The organism is Rhodanobacter sp. UC4452_H20 (assembly GCF_052978205.1).
This window is the reverse complement of the sequence record NZ_CM129662.1, coordinates 1,627,844-1,647,565: the sequence shown is the minus strand read 5'-3', so window position 1 is coordinate 1,647,565 and position 19,722 is coordinate 1,627,844. Positions and strand designations below refer to the sequence as shown.

At 67.7% G+C, this 19,722-nt stretch carries 23 protein-coding genes; 9 read left to right on the top strand and 14 right to left on the bottom strand.

The features are described 5' to 3' along the window. Entirely contained in the window at positions 1-768 is a 768-nt protein-coding gene (locus ACVCMC_RS07900) for a phosphodiester glycosidase family protein (protein ID WP_447099474.1), read from the bottom strand. Positions 769-937: 169 nt separating this feature from the next. On the opposite strand from ACVCMC_RS07900, the gene ACVCMC_RS07895 reads away from it, so the two are divergent. After that, the gene (locus ACVCMC_RS07895) at positions 938-1,426 is read left to right on the top strand and encodes an NUDIX hydrolase (protein WP_447099301.1); all 489 of its coding nucleotides are present in this window, start codon (positions 938-940) and stop codon (positions 1,424-1,426) included. 51 nt (positions 1,427-1,477) lie between these two features. Here ACVCMC_RS07895 and ACVCMC_RS07890 read toward each other — a convergent pair whose 3' ends face one another. From ACVCMC_RS07890 to ACVCMC_RS07870, 5 genes are all read right to left on the bottom strand, one after another. Beyond that, positions 1,478-2,254 (bottom strand): lipoate--protein ligase family protein, encoded by a 777-nt coding sequence (locus ACVCMC_RS07890; protein WP_447099300.1) that lies wholly within the window; start codon positions 2,252-2,254, stop codon positions 1,478-1,480. Next, positions 2,251-2,538: a biotin--protein ligase gene (locus ACVCMC_RS07885; RefSeq protein ID WP_395117375.1), complete on the bottom strand. Its 288-nt coding sequence runs from the start codon at positions 2,536-2,538 to the stop codon at positions 2,251-2,253. The genes ACVCMC_RS07890 and ACVCMC_RS07885 overlap by 4 nt, the downstream gene beginning before the upstream one ends. A 98-nt stretch (positions 2,539-2,636) precedes the next feature. Continuing rightward, a complete protein-coding gene (locus ACVCMC_RS07880; RefSeq protein WP_447099299.1) occupies positions 2,637-2,801 on the bottom strand; it encodes a hypothetical protein in 165 nt (54 codons plus the stop codon). Between the two features lie 83 nt (positions 2,802-2,884). Continuing rightward, a complete protein-coding gene (locus ACVCMC_RS07875; protein ID WP_447099298.1) occupies positions 2,885-3,772 on the bottom strand; it encodes an NAD(P)/FAD-dependent oxidoreductase in 888 nt (295 codons plus the stop codon). Next, on the bottom strand, positions 3,762-4,214 hold the full coding sequence (locus ACVCMC_RS07870) for an Rrf2 family transcriptional regulator (RefSeq protein ID WP_447099297.1): 453 nt from the start codon (positions 4,212-4,214) through the stop codon (positions 3,762-3,764). The genes ACVCMC_RS07875 and ACVCMC_RS07870 overlap by 11 nt, the downstream gene beginning before the upstream one ends. A gap of 51 nt (positions 4,215-4,265) precedes the next feature. Here ACVCMC_RS07870 and ACVCMC_RS07865 point away from each other — a divergent pair, with 51 nt between their 5' ends. Continuing rightward, positions 4,266-4,943, top strand: coding sequence for a class I SAM-dependent methyltransferase (locus ACVCMC_RS07865; protein WP_447099473.1), 678 nt, complete (start codon positions 4,266-4,268; stop codon positions 4,941-4,943). Positions 4,944-5,087: 144 nt separating this feature from the next. Here the strand turns inward: ACVCMC_RS07865 and ACVCMC_RS07860 are convergent, their stop codons facing one another. The 3 genes from ACVCMC_RS07860 to ACVCMC_RS07850 all read right to left on the bottom strand — a co-directional run bounded on the left by ACVCMC_RS07860 (position 5,088) and on the right by ACVCMC_RS07850 (position 7,465). After that, complete coding sequence (locus ACVCMC_RS07860) at positions 5,088-5,843, bottom strand: oxidoreductase (protein ID WP_447099296.1); 756 nt, start codon at positions 5,841-5,843, stop codon at positions 5,088-5,090. A 198-nt stretch (positions 5,844-6,041) separates the two neighbouring features. Then, positions 6,042-6,776 carry an SDR family NAD(P)-dependent oxidoreductase gene (locus ACVCMC_RS07855; RefSeq protein WP_447099295.1) on the bottom strand — a complete coding sequence of 245 codons (735 nt, stop codon included), beginning with the start codon at positions 6,774-6,776 and terminating at the stop codon, positions 6,042-6,044. Positions 6,777-6,865: 89 nt separating this feature from the next. Further along, positions 6,866-7,465: an NADPH-dependent F420 reductase gene (locus tag ACVCMC_RS07850; protein WP_447099294.1), complete on the bottom strand. Its 600-nt coding sequence runs from the start codon at positions 7,463-7,465 to the stop codon at positions 6,866-6,868. 128 nt (positions 7,466-7,593) lie between these two features. On the opposite strand from ACVCMC_RS07850, the gene ACVCMC_RS07845 reads away from it, so the two are divergent. Beyond that, positions 7,594-8,499 (top strand): LysR family transcriptional regulator, encoded by a 906-nt coding sequence (locus ACVCMC_RS07845; protein ID WP_447099293.1) that lies wholly within the window; start codon positions 7,594-7,596, stop codon positions 8,497-8,499. Positions 8,500-8,973: 474 nt separating this feature from the next. Here the strand turns inward: ACVCMC_RS07845 and ACVCMC_RS07840 are convergent, their stop codons facing one another. Continuing rightward, on the bottom strand, positions 8,974-9,879 hold the full coding sequence (locus tag ACVCMC_RS07840; protein WP_447099292.1) for an AraC family transcriptional regulator: 906 nt from the start codon (positions 9,877-9,879) through the stop codon (positions 8,974-8,976). Positions 9,880-10,014: 135 nt separating this feature from the next. Between ACVCMC_RS07840 and ACVCMC_RS07835 the strand changes: the two genes are divergently transcribed. Beyond that, the gene (locus ACVCMC_RS07835) at positions 10,015-10,803 is read left to right on the top strand and encodes a hypothetical protein (RefSeq protein ID WP_447099291.1); all 789 of its coding nucleotides are present in this window, start codon (positions 10,015-10,017) and stop codon (positions 10,801-10,803) included. 227 nt (positions 10,804-11,030) lie between these two features. After that, the gene (locus ACVCMC_RS07830; protein WP_447099290.1) at positions 11,031-11,537 is read left to right on the top strand and encodes a methylated-DNA--[protein]-cysteine S-methyltransferase; all 507 of its coding nucleotides are present in this window, start codon (positions 11,031-11,033) and stop codon (positions 11,535-11,537) included. Positions 11,538-11,695: 158 nt separating this feature from the next. Here the strand turns inward: ACVCMC_RS07830 and ACVCMC_RS07825 are convergent, their stop codons facing one another. Beyond that, positions 11,696-12,190 (bottom strand): hypothetical protein, encoded by a 495-nt coding sequence (locus tag ACVCMC_RS07825; protein ID WP_447099289.1) that lies wholly within the window; start codon positions 12,188-12,190, stop codon positions 11,696-11,698. A gap of 327 nt (positions 12,191-12,517) precedes the next feature. After that, positions 12,518-12,949, bottom strand: coding sequence for a hypothetical protein (locus tag ACVCMC_RS07820; RefSeq protein WP_395117402.1), 432 nt, complete (start codon positions 12,947-12,949; stop codon positions 12,518-12,520). Positions 12,950-12,972: 23 nt separating this feature from the next. On the opposite strand from ACVCMC_RS07820, the gene ACVCMC_RS07815 reads away from it, so the two are divergent. The 4 genes from ACVCMC_RS07815 (at position 12,973) to ACVCMC_RS07800 (ending at position 16,440) form a co-directional block, all read left to right on the top strand. Continuing rightward, entirely contained in the window at positions 12,973-13,176 is a 204-nt protein-coding gene (locus ACVCMC_RS07815; RefSeq protein ID WP_447099288.1) for a hypothetical protein, read from the top strand. Between the two features lie 129 nt (positions 13,177-13,305). Beyond that, a complete protein-coding gene (locus tag ACVCMC_RS07810; protein ID WP_395117404.1) occupies positions 13,306-13,857 on the top strand; it encodes a LemA family protein in 552 nt (183 codons plus the stop codon). Between the two features lie 80 nt (positions 13,858-13,937). Then, positions 13,938-15,602, top strand: coding sequence for a hypothetical protein (locus tag ACVCMC_RS07805; RefSeq protein WP_447099287.1), 1,665 nt, complete (start codon positions 13,938-13,940; stop codon positions 15,600-15,602). Between the two features lie 268 nt (positions 15,603-15,870). Beyond that, positions 15,871-16,440 carry a peroxiredoxin family protein gene (locus tag ACVCMC_RS07800; RefSeq protein WP_447099286.1) on the top strand — a complete coding sequence of 190 codons (570 nt, stop codon included), beginning with the start codon at positions 15,871-15,873 and terminating at the stop codon, positions 16,438-16,440. A 40-nt stretch (positions 16,441-16,480) separates the two neighbouring features. Here the strand turns inward: ACVCMC_RS07800 and ACVCMC_RS07795 are convergent, their stop codons facing one another. Continuing rightward, a complete protein-coding gene (locus tag ACVCMC_RS07795) occupies positions 16,481-17,710 on the bottom strand; it encodes an MFS transporter (protein ID WP_447099285.1) in 1,230 nt (409 codons plus the stop codon). A gap of 315 nt (positions 17,711-18,025) precedes the next feature. Beyond that, positions 18,026-19,696, bottom strand: a complete 1,671-nt coding sequence (locus ACVCMC_RS07790; RefSeq protein ID WP_447099284.1) for a tetratricopeptide repeat protein — start codon at positions 19,694-19,696, stop codon at positions 18,026-18,028. Between the last annotated feature and the right edge of the window lie 26 nt (positions 19,697-19,722).

Sequence of the window (19,722 nt, the reverse complement as noted above, 5' to 3'; positions counted from 1 at the left end):
TCAAGGCTTGGCGAACACGGCAAAGATGCCGGCGTACGGCTTGACCATGAAGGCCGGCGCGCCGGCGTAGCCCGCGCCGTCCACGTAGATCTGCGAGATGCTGCCGTCCAGGTACAACGCATCGCGGCAATGCAGCTTGTCGCGGAACAGCCGTCCAAACGTGTGGAAGTTCACCGGCGCCTCGCTCACCGCGAATACCACCTCGTGCGGCGACGGCGCGCACACGCCGCTGCGCCACTTGAGGCTGGCCGAGTCGTCGATGAACTGCTCGTTGAGCTTGCCGTCGATCAGCAGCATCGGGCCGGACTGGGTCGCCGTCCGCACCGCCTTGTCGTCGGCCTTGAACGCCGCGCTGGTGCGCACCGCGGCATGGCCGTCCGGGTAGATCGCGAACACGCCATTGGGCAGCAGCGAGAAATTGCCCGATGCGGGATTGCCGTGGACCAAGTTCAGTGGCACCAGCGTCCTGCCGTCCTCCACGTACAGGCCCAGCGGCGCAAACTTGTGGTCGTAGATGCCGGCATTGGCCGCGAACAGCAACCGTTGGCCATGTGCCTCGCCCCACTGGCGCAGGCTCTCGACGCTGCCGAACGGCTGGCCATCCTGCGGATTGCGCCAGTGCAGGCCCAACTGTTCGCGCTTGAGGTTGATGTGCACGACCCGGTACTGCTGCCCGGCAAACGCCACCTCGTCGCTGTCCAGCGCCCGCGCCTTCGACGTGCAGCCGGGCAGGGTGAGCAGCAGGCCGAGCAACACCGCGGCCGGCATCCAGCGGCGGCGGTTTCGGGCGGTCGAGTGGCATGGGATGCGGAAAGTCATCCCCTGATGGTCGCGGCGCAGCGGCGATCGTGCAACCCCGCGCGCGCAACGTTCTCCCGCCGTGGGTCCGGCGCGTCGCCATTCGCCGTTAAACTCGGGTTTTTGCCGCGAGAGCGCGATGCCCTACACGCCGATCGTCGCCACCCTGGGTTACGTGTTGTCGCCGGATCGCAGGCAGGTGCTGATGATCCACCGCAACACGCGGCCGGACGACCAGCACCTGGGCAAGTACAACGGGCTGGGCGGCAAGATGGAGCCGGGGGAGGACATCGCCACCTGCATGCGGCGCGAGATCCGCGAGGAGGCCGCGATCGAGTGCGAGTCGATGCGCCTGCGCGGCACTCTGAACTGGCCCGGCTTCGGCAAGCACGGCGAGGACTGGCTGGGCTTCATCTTCCTGATCGACGCGTGGCGCGGCACGCCGCTGCAGGGCAATCACGAAGGCGCGCTGGAATGGGTCGCGCGCGCGCGGCTGCTGGAGCTGCCGATGTGGGAGGGCGACCGCCATTTCCTGCCGCTGGTGTTCGACGACGACCCGCGGCCGTTCCACGGCGTGATGCCGTACAAGGACGGCCGCATGCAATCCTGGTCGTTCAGCCGGTTCTGAAGCGCGCGTAGGGCGGGCACTGCCCGCCGACTCTCGCCGGTGGCGCGACGTCTACGCCACGTCGGCCAGCCACGCCTGGCTGGAGAACCGCTCGCGCGCCAGCGCTTCGGCGCGGGCCAGCTCGCCGGCGCGCAGGACGTCGTCGGCGAGTCCGTGGCGCTGGCGGAAGGTGGCGATCATCTGCTCGATCACCGCCTCGCGCGGCAGGCCGGTCTGGCTGCGCAACGGGTCGACCCGCTTGGCTGCGCTGGTGGTGCCCTTGTCGGACAGTTTCTCGCGGCCGATGCGCAGCACGTCGAGCATCTTCACCGCGTCGATGTCGTAAGCCATGGTGACGTGGTGCAGCACCGCGCCGCCGCGATGCGCCTGCGCGGCGCCGGCGATCTTGCCGCCTGCGGAAGTGATGTCGTTGAGCGGCTGGTACCACGCCTTGATGCCCAGCGTGGCCAGCGCCTCGATCACCCACTCGTCCATGCACGCATACGCCTGCTGGAACGACAGGCCCTTGATCAGCGACAGCGGCGCGCAGATCGAATAGGTGATGGTGTTGCCCGGCTCGATGAACATCGCGCCGCCGCCGGAGATCCGCCGCACCACCTCGATGCCGTGGCGCCGCGCGGCTTCCATGTCGACCTCGTTGCGCAGCGACTGGAAGCGGCCGATCACCACCGCCGGGGAGGCCCACTCCCAGACGCGCAAGGTCGGCGGACGATGCCCGGCGCCCACCTCGTGCACCAGCACGTCGTCCAGTGCCATGTGCAGGCTGGGCGATTGCGGCGTGGTGTGGATCAACTGCCAGTCGTGGTCACGCCATTCGCTGCGCATCATGCGGCATCTCCATCCACGGCACGGCGCACGGCAATCGCGATCGCCTGCGCGGAAAGGCCATACATCATCACATCGTCCGCCAGCCCGTGCTGGATGGCGGTGGCGAGGGCAGCCTCGTCGGCATCCTGCGGCCGGCCTTCCAGCGCCCGGTTGATCGCGTGCAGCGCGCTGTCCGGCTCCAGGAAGAAATCCCCGCTCACCTGCACGCCGGCAAGCCGGCCGTCGCGAACCTCCAGGTCGACCACCACCAGCTTGCCGCCGGGCATCTTGTATTCGCCGTGCATGGGCGCGTTCCGCGTATCGTCTGGACAGACGTGCAGTTTGCCTCGTTGTCGGCACCGATGCCAAAGACGGCGACTTCAGACCGCCGTCTTTGTGGGTTTCAGCGTATTTCCAGCTTCAGCACCCGGGCGATCGATTCCCGGGGAACGTATTTGCGGTTCCGGTTCTGCGTGGGCCGCACGTTGCGGCCGTCCTGGGCGATCATCGCGCCGTGCTCGAAGCCGGGGCCCGGCATGGCGGCAATGTCCGTGTCTCCGACGAGCATGTGCAGGCCGTGCCTCGGGATCGGCTCAATCGGGCGCTGGAAGAACCCGCTTCGTGAGTTGCCGTCCAGGGTTTGGACGTTGGCTACGACCCCGGCCACACCAGCGAGCGGTGAATCTGCGCGCCGGCCCAGGCGCCGTCGCCCACCGCAAGCGAAACCGAGTGCGGGATCTTCGCGGCGTCACCGCAGGCGAACACGCCCGGCACGGTGGTCTCCCTGGTTTCGCCGGTGGATATCTGCAGGCCCATCGGCGTCTCGACCAGTTCGCAACCGAGCTGTGCCGCGATCGGCGTCGAGGGTTCGTTCCGCGGCGCGGTGAACAGGCCGGCGAAGCTCACGCGTCGTCCGTTGGTGAGCACGACGTCGGCGTCTGCGTCGATCCGCACGATTCGCGTCGCTTCGACCGTCACGCCGCGGCGCGCCAGTTCCCGCGCGGCAGCCTCGTCGAGTTCGAACGTACCGTTGGGGAAGAACGTGGTGTTTCCCCACTCCGGCAGCAGTTGCGCCTGATGGATCGACATCGGCCCTGTCGCGATGACGCCGATGCGGCCCTGATCCAGTTCATAGCCGTGGCAATACGGGCAGTGGAAGATGCTCCTGCCCCAGCGCTCGGCCAGGCCGGGGATTTCGGGCAGCCGATCCGACACGCCGATCGCCAGCAGCAAACGCCTGGCTGAATACGTGGTGCCGCCACAGGCCACCTGGAAGTCGTCCCTCGTGCCGGTTGCTTGCTCGACCTCGCCATCCAGCCAGGTCAGCGTGGGATACGCGTGCAGTTGCTCGCGGGCAACGCGGGCCAGTGCGGCGGGATCGATGCCGTCCTGGCCCAGGAATCCGTGGGAATGACTGGCGCTGCGATTGCGTCGCTTGCCGCCGTCGATGATGAGCACGCTGCGGCGCGCCCGCAGCAGCTGCAGGGCCGCGGCCATGCCCGAGTAGCTGCCGCCGATGATGATCACGTCATGCTTCATGCCGGTGCCTCGACCGACGGGCGCCATGGCGGCGCGCGAAATCCGCGGCCAGCGCGGCCAGGGTGACCGACTCGAACCGCTGCAGCAGCAGTGCCTCGGCGTCGGCGAAGGCGGTGTCCAGCGCCGCATTGATCGCCTGCTCGACGAGGCATTCGGGATGTTCATTCCGGTTGCCCACGGCGAACAGTGCAGGCTCGCCCAGCGCTTCGTGCAACTGGCGCAGCGTGACCTTGGAGAGATCCGCCGAAATGCGCCAGCCGCCGGCGTGTCCGCGATCCGCCGTGACCAGGCCGGCCTCGCGCAGCAGGCCCATGGTGCGGCGGACCACCACCGGATGCGTGCCAAGGCACTGCGCCAGCGCATCGGACGTCATCGGCGCATCGCACTCGGCCATGTGCAGCAAGGCATGGAGTACGGCGGAAAGTCGGCTGTCTCGTTTCATGTAACAAACGATGTTACGTTAGTGCCTCCATGTCAAGCGGGCGAGGGCAGCATGTCTTCTTTCAACGATCCCCAGGCGGTGGCGCGATACACGGACGGGCCGCTGCGCCAGGTGCCCGGATTGCATGCGCTCCACCAGATGACCGGCCTGCTCCTGCACGAGCACGTGCCCTCCGATGGGCGCGTGCTGGTGCTCGGCGCCGGTGGAGGTCTTGAGCTCAAGGCCTTTGCCGAGACCTACCCGCACTGGCGTCTGCTCGGCGTCGACCCGTCGGCGCCGATGCTGGAATTGGCCGTCCAGACGCTGGGGCCGCTGGCGCCGCGGGTGGAGTTGCTGGAGGGCACCATCGATGCGGCTCCGGCCATCGAATTCGACGGCGCGGTTTGCCTGCTGACCATGCACTTCCTGTCCGTCGACGAACGCTTGCATGCGCTGCGCGAGCTGAGGCGCCGATTGAAACCCGGCGCCCCGCTCGTCATGGCACACCACAGCGTTCCCGATGCACGGGACGAAAAGCTGCGCTGGCTTGGCAGGCACGTGGCTTTCATGACTTCAAACGGCATGCCGGTGGCAACCCCGGCCGCCACGATCGAAGCGATGGCCAGCCGTCTCCCGCTGCTTCCCCCCGAAGCCGAGGTCGACTTGCTGGAGCAGGCCGGCTTCGAGCGACATGAGCTGTTCTATGCGGCTTTCACGTTCAAGGGATGGGTGGCGTATGCGGCTTCGTGAAAATCCTCCAACCTCATGCCTCGATCGGCAAAGGCTTGCGCGACAGACAGGCCGCGTGGATGCCGGGCCTCATCGTCTTGCCGGCCGGCAGCCATTCGATCGGGTCGCCGCGGGCGCACCGAATCCGGCGGGAAGCCAGATGCGTCAGCGCGCGGTCATGCCGCCATCCACGCGGTAATTCGCGCCGGTCAGGAACTTGCCGCGATCCGACACGAGCAGCGCCACGACTTCGGCGATGTCCTCGGTGGCGCCGATGCGGCCAAGCGGCAGAAGCTGCAGCCACGCGTCCGTGGAAAATCCCGGCGTCGTCCTGGCGAACTCGTCGGAGCCCGGCGTGGCGATGACGCCGGGCGACACGACGTTCACGCGGATTGCCGGCGCCACTTCCAGGGCGAGCGTGCGCGAGTAGTACTCGAGCGCCGCCTTTGCAGCGCCGTAGTGAGCAAAGGCGCCGAACGGCATTGCCGCCGCCGCCGAGGATATGTTCACGACGGCTGCAACCTTCGAGTCCCGAAGCGCGGGGAGGACGGCGTTGGTGAGGCGGATCGCGGCGAAGAGGTTGAGCTCGAGGCTGTCGTGCCATGCCTCGTCGGGAATCGTCGAGGACCCTTCCAGAAAAGCGCGCGCACCGCCCGCGTTGTTCACGAGGATGTCGAGGCCGCCGAGCGCCGCGATCGCCTGTGTCGCGATCGCCTCCACGCCTTCGCTAGTGGCGACGTCGCCGGATACGAACGTTGCCCCGGCGGGCATGTCGTCGTCGCGCTTGCGTGCGGCGACCACGACCTTGGCGCCGGCATCGAGAAGGCGCTGCGCGATCGCCGCGCCGATGCCGCGTGTGCCTCCGGTGACCAGGGCACGGCGGCCGGCAAGTTCTTTCGGGAAATCGGATGGGTTGGACATGGGATGTTCCTTGGTAGAGGTCGATGTTCATCGCGCCGTGATCCGGCCCGCGGGGTGGTCACGATCGTGTCGTGATCGCCCGGCATCGCTCACGGCTCCTTCTTGAATTTCGAATAGGTCGTGGAAAATCAGTGGGGCGGATGACTCGCGTCAGCGCTTCTGAAAAGCTCGTGGTGAATGCCGGCCGGGCCTGGCGCGTCAGATCTGCGCCAGCCCGCCATCGACGGCGAGCTCGCTGGCGGTCATGAAGCCGCTGTCCGACGACGCGAGAAAGGCCGCCGCCGCCCCGATCTCCGCCGGTTCGGCCATGCGCTGCAGCGGGTTCATCGAGGCGAACACCTTCATGCCTTCCTCGCCCACCGCGGCCTTGGCCAGTTCGGTCGCCGTCGGCCCGGGCGACAGCACGTTGACCCGGATGCCGGTGCCCTTCAGGTCCTGCGCGAAGGTCTTGGCGAGGTTGCGCACGGCGGCCTTGCTCGCGCTGTAGACGCCGAACGCCGGGGCGCCGGTGGTGCCGGCGCTCGATCCGGTCAGGATGATCGAGCCGCCCGGGCCCATCAGCGGCAGTGCCTTCTGCACCGTGAAAATCGTGCCCTTCACATTGGTGTCGAAGGTTTCGTCGATGTGTTCGGCGGTGATCTCGCCCAGCGGAAGCAGGCTGCCCGTCCCGGCGTTGGCGAACACGATGTCGAGCGTTCCGCGCTCGGCCTTCACCGTTGCGTAAAGCCGGTCGAGATCGGTCGGGTCCGAGACCGAACCCTGCACTGCGCGGGCGTTGGGGCCGAGTTCGGCCACCGCGGCGTCGAGCGCTTCCTGCCGACGGCCGTAGATGAAGACGAAGGCGCCGTCCTCGATGAAGCGCTTTGCCGCCGCGCGGCCGATGCCGGTGGCGCCGCCGGTGATCACCGCGGTCTTTCCATGCAACTTGCTCATGTCATGAATCCTGGATGGGGTTGCAACTGCCGAAGCAGTGATGGGGATGGCGCGCCGATCGCGATCCTTGTCGCGATGGCCGTACGCGCTCAGGGCTGCTGCTTGAACAGGTCCTGGAAAATCAGCGGGCCCCAGACGCGGCCGCGTGCCTGCACCAGGGTGCCGCCTTCGTCGAACCTGCCGAGGTTGACGGGGGCGAAGCCGAGTCGCTTGGCAAGGTCCGCCACTTGCGCGGTGGCCGCTTCGTCGTCGCCCGACAGGAACACCACCCGGTGGCCGCCCTGGACGTTCGGGTCGGTGGTCAGCGTGCGCGCCAGCAGGTGATTGAAGCCCTTGACGAACCTGGCGCCGGGGAACGACCTGGCGGCGAAGGCAGAGGAGGGGAGGCCGTCGAGCGTTTCGACGGGGGCATTCGTGTTCATCGCGTCGATGATCGTCTTGCCCTTCCAGTCCGGAAGCGCCTTGCCGACGTCCTGGTGCGCCTCGAACAGCACCGCCAGGATGATCACGTCCGCCTTGACCGCTTCCTGCAATGTCCGGGGGATAACCTTGGGGCCGATCGCCTGCGCTTGGGGCAACAGGGCTTCGGGCGGCCGCCGACTGGCGACCGTGACCTCGATGTCGTTGCGAGCGAACGCGCGGGCTAGGGCCTGGCCTATGGAACCGAAACCGATGATGGCGTAGCTCATGGGGATGATCCTTCTTGAGTGGAGTGATCCGGCCTGTTCGAGCCGGTTGCCCCACCTATCTGGGTCGCTTGACGCATCAATCCAATTGACGAAATATCGCTTGATACGATCTATTTTCTGGATAACCGATGCTCGACAACGTCACCATCAACCAGCTGCGTGCGTTCGTTGCGGTGTGCGACCAGGGCAGCTTCTCGGGTGCCGCGCGCAAGCTCGCGCGGGCGCAGTCGGCCATCAGCCACGCGATCAAGGCGCTGGAGAGTGCGTTCGACGTCGAGCTGTTCGAGCGCAACACGCGCAAGGCCCAGCTCACCGCGGCGGGGCGCAGCCTTCTGCCGGACGCCCGGGCGGTGATCTCGCGTACGGAGGAAATGAAGAACCGCGCCGGCGCGATCGCCAAGGCCGGCGTGCCGCAGGTATCGGTGGCGGTCGACGCCTACTTCCCGCGCGCCCACCTGGTCGACGGCTTGCGCACGCTGCAGGAAGAGTTTCCGACCGCCGCGATCAACCTGCGCATCACCACCATGCAGGGCGGCGAAAAGCTGGTGCTCGAAAAAGTGTGCGCGCTGGCCGTCACCATCAACGACGTGCCGGAAGTGAACCCGCAAGCCATCGAACGCCACTGGCTGCGCGAGGAGGAGATGGTGACGGTATGCGCGCCGTCCTATCCGCTCGCTTCGACACCCAAACCCATCCCGGTGGACGAGTTTGGCCGATACATACAGGTCATCGTCACGGACAACCAGCCCGGCGCCGAAGAGAGCCAGCAGGGTGTAGCCGGCAAGCGCCAGTGGCTGGTCAACGACCTGGGCGCCAAACGCGACCTGCTCAAGGCCGGCCTCGGCTGGGGACACTTGCCACGGCACCTGGTCAGCGAGGATCTGGCAAGCGGAGCGCTCGTCGAGCTTGAGCGTCGCGCCTGGCACATGGGCCCGCTGACGTTCGTGATCTCGCAGCGCCGGGGGCACGATTTCTCGCCGTGCGAGTTGCGGCTGATCGAGTTGCTCGGGAAACCTCGGCGTTCGCTCGTTTGAAGAAGTGGGAGAAAAGTGTCGGGGGCAATGCGCGACGGATGATGAGGGGCGGAATGGCAGGTTGAGGCCAATCAAAGGAGACCTGGTGAGCTGGCCCGGGTTTGACTGACCCTCTCGGACCGCACGCAGGGTGCCGAGCGAGAATTGCACGTCGAAGTCATGCATTTTCCTGAAGCCCGCGGAGCTCCCGCTTTCCGCGGCCGATCCCGGTGCCGAGTCGGTGCTGCCCATTGATGCCGAGGAGGTTTCCATCTGCCTGGAACAGGCACTGCCTGCCTTGACCTGGTCATCCGCTACGGATGCATCCGGGGAAGTGGGCGAGGGCCGGGTGGAATTTTCCCGACCCGGTGAGCATGCGACCCGGTCACTGGCGCCGCACTGCTCGCGTCGCTCGGACTGCACCCCGCTGGTACGGCGGCTGTGCGATCAGTTCGGTTGGGTTGCCTTTGACGAGTCGCCCCTGCTGTTCAAGCCTCACCGTCCACCCCCGGCACCGGGTTGAGGGAGACGTGGCTCATTGCCTTTTTCAGCTCCCCCATTCCGCAACCACGCGCGCGGCGACATGCCCACAGACTGGGTGAAAACCCGCGACAGTGACGACGCGTTGCGATAGCCGAGCTGCAGGCTCGCCGTTTTCAGCGAAGCGCCTTGGCGAAGCAGGGCCTGCGCGACGGCAACGCGCCATTGCGTGAGGTATTCGACCGGCGTGTGGCCGACGTGCTGCTTGAAGGCGGCGGCAAATGCACTGCGCGACATGCCGGCGGTCTCGGCCATGGCGGCCAGCGACCAGTCTGCGCCGGGCTGCTCGTGGATCGCGGTCAGTGTGCGCGCCAGCTTCGGGTCCGACAGGCCGGTCAGCATGCCCGGCGGCAGTTTCGCCTCTGCGGGATGGTCGAGCAGCCAGCGCAGCAGTTGCAGCACCAACACGTCGAACAGGCGGTCGGCCAGCAGGCGCTGGCCGCAGCGTACCCGCTCGGCTTCCGCGAACAGCAGCGCCAGCGTCTGCTCCAGGCCGTCCACCGCCCGCAGCGGCAGCACCAGCAGCGGCGGCAGGGCGCGCGCCAGCGGATGCCGCGCGCCGCCATCGAAATCAAGCGTGGCGCAGACGAAATCCGAACCCTCGGCCGGCGGGTTGTGGAAGCTGTGCGCCAGCGGGCGCGGGTAGAACAACAGGCTCGGTTCGGCCACCTCGATGCGGCGCGGCACACCGCTGCGCGGGCGATGCGTCACCACCAGTTCGCCCCGTCGCAACACGTGCAGGAAACCCCGTCCCGGCCGGGCGTCGAATTGCGCCAACCCGCACAGCGCCCCGGCATGAAACAGGTGCGCCCGCACGTGGAAGCGCTCCATCAGTGACGACAAGCGGTCGAGGGTAGCCATGGTTTGCTTCCGCATCCTGGACGATCAGTGGTATTTCATGGACAAAATAACACCTGTGGAGAGCGCTCCGGGGCGACGCTGGCCCCACGTCGCCAAGCATCCGCCAAGGCGGCACATCCCCGATGAGGAGTCGCCATGTCCACACACTCGCCGTTGCATCCACGTCAGCCGCTCGGCACCCGCGCGCGTCTTGCCATCGCCGTGGCACTGCTGCTGGGCGGTTCGGCCAGCTTCGCCCATGACGGCACCACGCACGCTGGTGGCATCGCCAGCGCACCGGCCAAAGCCGTGCAGGCACCGTTCGACATCGTGCATACCAGGGTCAGCACCGAGGGAAACATCGCCACGTTTCACATCGCCGTATCCGGCAAGGCCGGCGACAGCAAGCCGGTGAAGACCGGCAAGCTCGCCGGCAGCAGCGTGTTCTCCTACGTGTGGCCGACCACGCTCGATCCCTACCTGGTCGGCTTCGAGCATGGCAGCGGCATTCTCGCGTTCGCGGTCACTGCGCATCCCGACTTCGACGACACCCCGCTGTTCGACGAGAACGGCGATGGCGACCCCGGCAATGATGGCAACCTGTGGCACTCGCACTGGGTGGTGCTGCAGCCCGACGACGCCTGCGGCAAGGGCGCGCTGAAGGTGGTCGACATCGCCGAGGGCAGCAAGCCGCGACTGCCCAGGACCTGGCCAGGCCTGCCGATCCTGATCGACAGCCCCGGCTGGAGCCCCGTCTTCGACGACCACTCGCTGGAGGTGCGGGTGCCGTTCGACGACATCGGCGCCGTCGACGCCGCCGGTTTCGACGGTGTCACCGCCGCCTTGCGCGTCAACGCCAGCGTGCACGATCCGCTGCTGTGCGTTGTCGACGTGTTCAAGGTGGCCTCGGGCGACTTGTCACGACCGGGCAGGGTCAATCGCTGATCGGGGAGGGGCGGCGGCTGGCTGTTCTGTCGTACGCGGTGCGCCTCGTCTCGCGCATCGGCCAGCCGCCCTGACCCTCCGCCGACGTATTCCGCCAAGCAGGTGATTCGCGCGACTGCGTGGTGTGGCGGTGAGGGGGTGAGACGGACGCGCTTCGCCTCGACGGCCGCGGGGAGTACCGTGCATCGCATCGGCTGCGTCGCCAGCCATCTGCTTTCCCCTGCTTCATGCCCGACGACCTGGCCTACCTTTCCGTCGATACGCCGCTGGGCGTTTTCCTCGTCGCCGAGCGCGACGGAGCCCTGAAAGGCGGCTGGTTCGAGGGGCAGAAGTACTTTCCGGCCATCTCGCCGGAAGCCGGGTGGCGGAAGGCCGCGACGCCCTTGTTGCACGAGGCCGGGCGGCAGCTGGACGCCTATTTCGCCGGCGAGCTGACGCACCTGGAGATGCCGCTGGCGCCGGAAGGCACCGCGTTCCAGCAGCAGGTGTGGCGCGCGCTGTGCGCGGTGCCGTACGGGGAGACGACGACGTACGCGGCGTTGGCGCGGGCGATTGGCCGGCCCGAGGCGTTCCACCCGGTGGGCGCGGCGGTGGGGCGCAACCCGATTTCGCTGTTCGTGCCTTGCCACCGCGCGCTGGGCAGCAACGGCTCGCTGACCGGCTACGCGGGCGGGCTGGCCCGCAAGCGCTGGCTGCTCGATCACGAAGGACGCGAGCGCCGCTTGTTCGATTGAGCCGGGAATGACGGCCCCGACCAGGATGCCTTGTCGGGCGGCTTTGGCATCCAGGTGCAGATCACGGCGGCGCGCGGCCGCCGCTTGAACCCGGCGCCCTCCGCCCCTTTGCTGCCGTTGATTGGCCGGGTCGCGAGGCTCGCGAGCGGTCTCGGGCCTTAGCCCTGCACTGGCTGCGGCTCGCCCATCCCGCCCTGCAGCGCCTGTCGATCGATCTCCGCCCGCAGCAACGCCGTCGCGATATGGATCTCCCTGCTGCCGGCCTGGTTCAGCGTCTGGATGAATCGTTCCAGGCTGCCTGGTGCGACACCTTCACGCAACGCAGGCAGCATGACGAGCCAGTCGCCCTTGATGCGACCTTGCTCCAGGTAGATGTCCATCAATTTCTCCGCCTCGAACCAGAACGGGGATGTTCCGACCTTGACGGGTATGTCGATGGTATTCACGCTCCAGGCACCCCACTCCGCGACGTGCGTGTCGGCTTTGGGCGCTCCGGCCCTCGCGAGCCCTCCGCACAGCAGCGACAGGGCTGCCTCCCGCGCCTGCGCGCTGATCCCTGCCTGCAGCAGCGCGGTTACCGCGGCGGCTCGTTGAAGGGCCACCGCCATCCACAGGGCGTGCTCGCGCTCCTCGTGCGAGGTGCACCGCGCCACGACTCCGGCGGCGGCCTAGGGCGTGTCGTCGTTCCACAGCAATTCGATGATCGCCTGCTTGAACTCGAACTGCCTGCTCTGTGCTTCCGTTGTCATGGGCGTTCCTGGGGTGCTCGTGATTTCGTGGTACGACGGCGGCAACCGGCAGCGTCCGCGTGGACAGTCGGCGCGAACGCCTGACGGTCGTGGGCAGGTTCAACCGCGTCTTCCACGCTGGTGATGATTGCCGATACCGGCAGGTGCCGCAGTGGAGAAGGACTTTCGCTGGCGCCGCGTGCCGCTGCCAGCTTGCGGGGGCGGCCCGCGTCTGGCCTATTGCTTGGTGCGTCAGCGAGAGGAAGCGATGAAGCTGTTGGGTGCGTAAAGCACCCAGTCGGCTTCCTCGCCGTTCACCGCCACGTGAGCATTGAACGCGACGCAGCTGTGATCCGGGCAGGGACTGGCGTACGCCATGTTGCCCGGGGCGGGAGCGAGCAGCGCATAGTCATGCCTGGCATTGATCTCGCGGCAGAACTCGGGTGCGCCGCCGATGATCTTGATCACCACCGGGTTTGCATAATATCTGTGGTCCAGCACCTGCAGCTTGAATTCTTCGGAGGTACAAGCCCAGGCGCCAGACTTGAAGCTGACCGAAGTGGCCTGGGCGGGCGGCGCAAGCAGCGCTTCCTGCGCGAGGGTCGGCATCAGGCCGTTCCTCCCGAAATGCCAGAGAAGAATGCCGCCAAACACCACCAGCCCCACCAATGCCCGCTTCAACATCTTTGTCTCCCCCTCGATCCTCCATGGATCGTCGTGACGCAGAATTGCACCGCATTTCAGGGGCGTCAAACCAGGCAAGCGAAACCGGGGCGGAGAAAGTCAGTGCCCTCTGCTCGATGTCCGCGTGCTTCGGCGGCCTCGGACGGCGCAAGCTCACCAGGTGGCCGATGGTCTTTTCCTCCATGGCCTCGATTGACTTCCTTCATTCCGCTTTCGGCGGCAGTTGAACCCGGCGCGTGCTGTCGCCAGAATGGCCCGGCGGCGCAGGTGGCGGTCGCACAGGGTATGGGGAATGTACCGGTCGGCTGTGCCGTCGGATTGCAGCGCCCGCGAATCGGGCGCGAGGGGACGCTCATTTGATTTTCTACGCAACGGGCCTGCTGCTCGTCGTCGGCGCGGTCTGGCTGTTCAATCGACTGGTGCGGCTGCGCAATCAGGTTCGCAACGCGTGGAGCGATGTCGACGTGCAGTTGCAGCGTCGCCACGATCTGGTGCCCATGCTGGTCGAAGCGGTCAAGGGTTACGCCAGCCATGAGCGGCAGTTGCTGGAACGTGTCGCCGCCGAGCGCAGCGCGGCGATGCGCGGCGGAACCCCGGCGCAGCGGATCGCGCCCGAGATTGCGTTGGGCCAGCAACTGGTGCGCCTGGTCGCGCTGGGCGAGGTTTACCCGGAGCTCAAGGCCAGCGGGAACTTCAGCCAGCTTTCGGACGAGCTGGTGGAGGTGGAGAACACCTTGCAGCACGCCCGGCGCTTCTACAACGGCTCGGTGCGCGAGTACAACACGGCGCGCGAAACGTTTCCCACCTTGCTGATCGCCGCGCCGCTCGCCTTCAGGCCCGCGGAGTTCTTCGCCGCCGACGCCGATGCCAGGGCCAATGTCCAGGTCAGGCTCGGGGAGCCTGCATGAGGCTTGCCGGCGGTCTCGTGCGGCATCGGATCTCGCGCATGTTGTGCCTCGTTGCCGTGACGCTTGCCGCCGGCAGTGCGATGGCGCAGGACGCCGGTCAGTCCGGTGTCGAACCCACCACGATGACGCGCGATACGTCGATCTGGGTCAACCACGACTACTCGATCGAGGTCAGCGAGACTACGGAGGTCAACGCGGCGACCCCGTGGGAGTTCCATCGCGACCTGGTTCTTCCGGGCCGCAAGCTCGCACTTCGCGACGTGTTCCTGATGGGGGCTGCCGAGAACGGCGACGGGGTGACGACCGAGGTTGCGCCGCTGGGCGATGGCGTGCGTATCACCGTGCATCCGACACGTCGCGTGGGGATGCAGTTGTTCGAACTCGATTACCGCGTCCTGTACAAGGCGGTCGACGATGGCAAGCTCGTTTGGCCGCTCACCTCGGCCACCGATCGACTGTCGCTGCAGCGTGCGAAATTGGTGGTGAAGCTGCCGCAGGAAACGCCTTCCAGTCAGATCCATGCGCAGTTCCAGCTCGACGGTGCGCCTGTCACGGCAGGGGATCGCCGAGTCACCGGAACCAAGGTCGACCTGGGTTGGCACGATGCCGTCGCGCCGGGGCAGGTGTTGGGCGCGGTGCTCACGTTTCCCGAGGTGGCCGAGGCATCGACCCCCCTTTTGTCGGCGGGGCCGGCCTGGATGTTCAACGGCACCGTGTGGCTGGCCGTGCTGGCGTTGTACTACCTCCTGGCGAAAATTTTCTTCACCGGCGGCGGCGACGGCAAACCCGTGATCGTGGAGTACGAGCCGCCGACCGGCTGGTCCGCCGGCGCCGTGCGGTTGCTGTGGCACGGTGCCTGGGATGAAAAATGCTTTGCCACCGGCGTGCTCGGCATCGCCGCCAAGGGTGGGCTCACGCTGGCCCGGCAGGACGATGGCACATGGGTGGCAACGCGAACCGGCGGTGACCTTGCCCCGGCCTTGACGATGGACGAACACCGGCTGCGTTCGGCGTTGTTCGCGTTTGGCCCCACGGCGGAGTTCTCCGAGGCCCATGCCGACAGCACCGGCCTTGCCGAGCTTGCTTTCCGGCGTGCGCTGGAGAATCGCTGCGCGGGCGAACGTCCAGGCGATCCCGCCTGGCTGTTGATCCCCGGCTGGCTGACCGCGCTGACCGGCGCCACGCTGTTGTTCTTCGGCATCGACAGTCGTTTCGTGATCCTGGGCGAGATTGCGGCTCCCAGCCTCGTCGGTGCGCTCGTCGTGGCGATGCTGATGGACGTGGTCCCGCTTGCGATCCTGCGCGCCACTCGCGCGCAGGTGTACGTCGTGGCCGCGATCGCCGCGATCGGATTGCTGGGCGGCGGCGACCGGCTGGACTGGCTGACGGGCGCCGCGCTGCTCGCCGGCCAGGTCGCCGCGGGCTGGTGGTTGCTGCGCCAACCGCCGCGGGAGACGCCGTTGCGGCGCAAGCTGCACGGCTTCCGCTGGTACCTCGGCACCGCCGAACAGCAGGACATGGATGCGCGCTACAAGCCGTCGCTCCATCCCGAACTCCAGGCGAGCCTGCTGCCGTACGCGATGGCGCTGGATGTGGCGGTGACGTGGAACGCTCGCTTCGCGCATTCGCTCGAAGAGGCGGGAGGGCAAGAGGATTTCATTGCCAGCCTGAATCCCGACCATGACGACGCCGCGCTGGAACTGCTGGCTTTTGCACAGGCGATGGCGCGTCGCATCCCGAAATGAAGGGCGCATGCGATGGAAACGCGGCGGCCGGTCGCTGGACAGGGCCGGGAGGCTAGGGCGAAAGTTTGCGGCGAGTCACGGGCCAGCCTGCGTCCCGTAGCCATCCCGCCGGAAACACGACAGCGCGCCGATTCGCCGATGGCCGTACCCCGGACGACTGTCGAGTCCGGTGCGCCGCCAGTGAAGCAGGGAAGATGTACGCTGCGTGGTTGAAGTGATGCCCGCGGCAGCTGGCGCCGCGGGTCGTGCAGCAGGGATGGAGATTGCGATGACGTCCGCAGCAGCCCCCGAGTGGCGCACCAGCGCCTGGTTGAACACGCCCGAGCCATTGACCCTCGGCCATTTTCGCGGGCGGGTGGTGCTGCTGCACGCGTTCCAGATGCTCTGTCCGGGTTGCGTGGCGCACGGCATTCCGCAGGCGCAGCGCGTGGCGAAGCTGTTCGAGGGCGCGCCGCTGGCGGTGGTCGGCTTGCACACGGTGTTCGAGCACCACGCGGCGATGGGGCCGGAGTCGTTGCGCGCGTTCCTGTACGAATACCGCATCGCGTTTCCGGTCGGCATCGATGCGCCCGGCCCGGCCGGCGATCCGATTCCGTGCACCATGCGCGCGTATGCCATGCAGGGCACGCCGACCACGATCCTGATCGACGCGCAGGGGCGGTTGCGTCGGCAGGTGTTCGGCCAGCACGATGACCTGCTGCTCGGCGCGGAGATCGGTACGTTGCTGGCAGAGCTGGAGCAGTCGCGCCCGCAGATGGCAGACGCGGCGCCCGCGGCAGAGGCTTGCAGCGAAGATCGCTGCGGGATCACGGCGGGTGCGCGGCCGCCGCCGTCGTAGCGACGCCTCGCACGGCTGAAGAATGATGAGGAAGCGCGGCCTAGGCTGATCGCTCCGGCACATCGGGATGCATGTCCATCGCGCCCGGCGTGGTGTGCACCAGCGGCACGAAGTTGTCGTCCGGCGTCACTTCGCGCTTGCGGCGCATGAAGCGGTACAGCGCGTAGCCGGCCAGCAGGCTGTCGAGCACCGCGAACCAGCCGAACAGGAGCGTCGGCCGCGTCAGGCTCATCAGCGTGCCCGCCAGCAGCGGCCCCACCGCCGAGCCGATGCCGTTGACCAGCAGCACCGTGCTCGATCCGGACAGCAGCTCGTCGCGGCGCAGATAGTCCACCAGGTGCGCCACCGCGATCGGGTACACCGCGAAGCTCATGCCGCCGAAGGCGAATACCAGCAGCATGGCGATGGTGTGGCCGGCGTTCGGCAACACCAGGTTGGCCAGCGCCGCCAATGCCGCGGTGGCGCTGATCAACGCCAGCGCCAGGCGCCGGTCGATGCGGTCGGACAACCGTCCCAGCGGCAGTTGCAGCACCACGCCACCGGCGATCGCCACGCTCATGTAGGTGCCGACTTCGGCCGCGCCGAGACCGCGCGCGGCCGCATACAACGGCAGCAGGCCCCAGAACGCGCCCAGCACCATGCCCGAGATCAGTGCGCTGACCAGCGCGGTCGGCACCAGCCGGAACATGCGCCCGACCTGGACGCGCGGCGCGGCATGGATGGACGGCTGCGGCTGCGGGGTCATCACCACCGGCAGGTTCGCCGCGCAGACCAGGATCGCCACCACGCAGAACAACACGAAGCCCTCGCCGCCGATGTGCAGGAACTGCTGCGCGATCGCGCTGGCACCGAGGTTCAGCATCATGTAGACGGCGAACACCGAACTGCGATGCTTCGGATCGGCGGCGGTGTTCAGCCAGCTCTCGATGATCGCGTACAGGCCCACCAGCAGCAGCCCCTGCAACACGCGCAGCACCAGCCATGCCGCGTAGGCCGAGGTCAGTGCCTGCACCAGCACCACCACCGCCAGCAGCGAGGTGCAGAAGGCGAAGGTGCGGATATGGCCGAAGCGATGCGTCAGCCGGGGCACGGTGTAGGTGCCGACCAGGAAACCGGTGTAATAGGCCGAGGTCAGCACGCCGATCATCGCCACGGAGAAGCCCAGCACCTCGCCCTGCAACGCGATATGCGTGTGCAGCAGGCCGACGCCCATCAACAGGAACACGGTGCTCGACAACAGCGGTGCGGTGGTGCGGATGCTGCTCAACATGCGAAAGACCCGGGAATGGCACGCGCCGCGCGACCGGCGGAGCCGGTGCGGCTTCGGCAGGGTAACCGGACGGGAAAGCGTTTGTCGCCGCCCGGCAGTGTGCGGGCCATGGCGTACGCACGGCGAAGCGTGGCCCGGAACAATCGACACGACGGCGTTGAACGCGTTGCGCCGCCCCGGTCCCGTCGACTTCCCAACCCCAGGAGCGGGCTCCTGCGAGGGCGTGGAATTCCGGGGGCCGTGGCGCCGACGACGACGGCCGCGCACCTTGGCCGGAATGACGGCACGACGAGACGGCGAGGGGTCTCTTCGCTATCAGTATCGTGCCGTCGTCAGCGGCGCATCGGCCCATTGCCATGCGGTCGCCTGCAGCTTCGAGGTTTCGCGCGCGGCGTCGACCTGACCGAGCTTTTGCTGGGCCTGCGCCAGGCCGAACAGCGACCAGCCGTTGAGCGGGTAGGTTTTCAGGTCCTGGTTGAATGCTTCCGCCGCGCCCGCGGCATTGCCGGTTTCGAGCAGCGCGGCGCCGAGGTAGGGGCGGACCGGGAGCGGCCAGTCGGCCGGTTCGTTGTAGGCCAGCGCATCCTCGGCGGCTGCCGCTTCGTGCAGCGCGGCGATGGCCTGCGCGTACTTGCCTTGTGCGCGCAGCAGTTCCCCGCGCAGCAGGGCGTCGGCCACGCGCAGCACGCCATCGGCGTGGTTGATGTCGAAGAAGCTTACTTTCGCCATTGCCGGATCGACGGCGATCGCATGCAGGGCGTCGGCTTCGCGAGCGGCTTCGATCAGGGTGCCCTTGCGCGTGTGTGCCATGCCGCGGGCGAAGTGACGGATCGCCGCGGGGTATGGCAGTTCCGGTGACGCGGCGGTGTCGGCAAGAATCGCGTCCCAGTCGCCGAAGCGGACTTGCGTGAGCAGAGGCGTGACCACGAATTGCTGCATGAACTCCATTGGCGCCGCGCCCATTGCGGCACGGTCGGCGCGCCGTGCAGTCTGCTCGGCCGCCTGCAGCGCCAGGGTGCGCGAGCCGGTCAGGCCTGTCGTCATCGTGGCGAAGTGCCAGTTGTGCGGCACGTAGCCCAGCGGATAGACGCCGTTGCTGCCGCGGCACATCGCCAGGAAATCCTTGTCGGCGGTGGTGGCGGCGAGGTTGGTCAGGGTCGCGTCGTGGTAGCGGCCGACGCGGATGTAGGTGTGTGCGGGCATGTGCACCAGGTGGCCCGAACCGGGCGCCAGCGCGGCCAGCGCGTCGGCGTGGGGTTCGGCGCGCTGTGGCTCGGGCGAGGATTCGGTGGCGTGGATGTAGTAGTGCATCGCGCCGATGTGGCGCGGGTTGCGCGCCAGCACGCGTTCCAGTTCGCCGAGCAGGCGCGGGGTGAACCGGGCCGGGGTGCCGTCCTTTTCCCAGTACGCCCAGGGCGAGAGATCCATCAACGCCTCCGCGTACAGGGTGGCGGCATCGTCGTCCTCGGGGAATTGCGCGACCACGCGCGCCATCGCTTCGGCATAGGCGCGGTCCAGCGGTGCGCGATCTTCCGGCGCCGGGTCGGCATAACGCAGTTGCAGTGCCTGGATCAGCGCGCGATCGACCGGACGTGCGGTGGCGGCCAGGCTGGCCGCGCGCGCGGCGAGGGCGGTGGCGTCCTTCGCGTGGGCCGGGTCCATCGGCAGGTTGATGTTCGGCCCCAGCACCAGCGCCTGGCCCCAGACGCACATCGCGCATTGCGGGTCCAGTCGCGCCGCCTCGGCGAAGTTGCGCCCGGCCGCCTCGTGGTTGAAGCCGTACGCCATGCGCAGGCCCTGGTCGAAATGGCGTTGCGCCAGGGGCACCGGGGTGGCCACGTCGTGGTGCAGGTCGCCGAAGGTATCGAACAGCGGCGGCGCAGCGGTTTCGCGCGCGGATGCGGCGTCGCCGGCCGCCCTCGGCGCGGGATTGCAGCCCGCCAGCAGGACTGCCAGCAGCGGCAGGAACAAGCATCGACGGATCATCGTGATTCTCCCATGGTCGGTTCGGA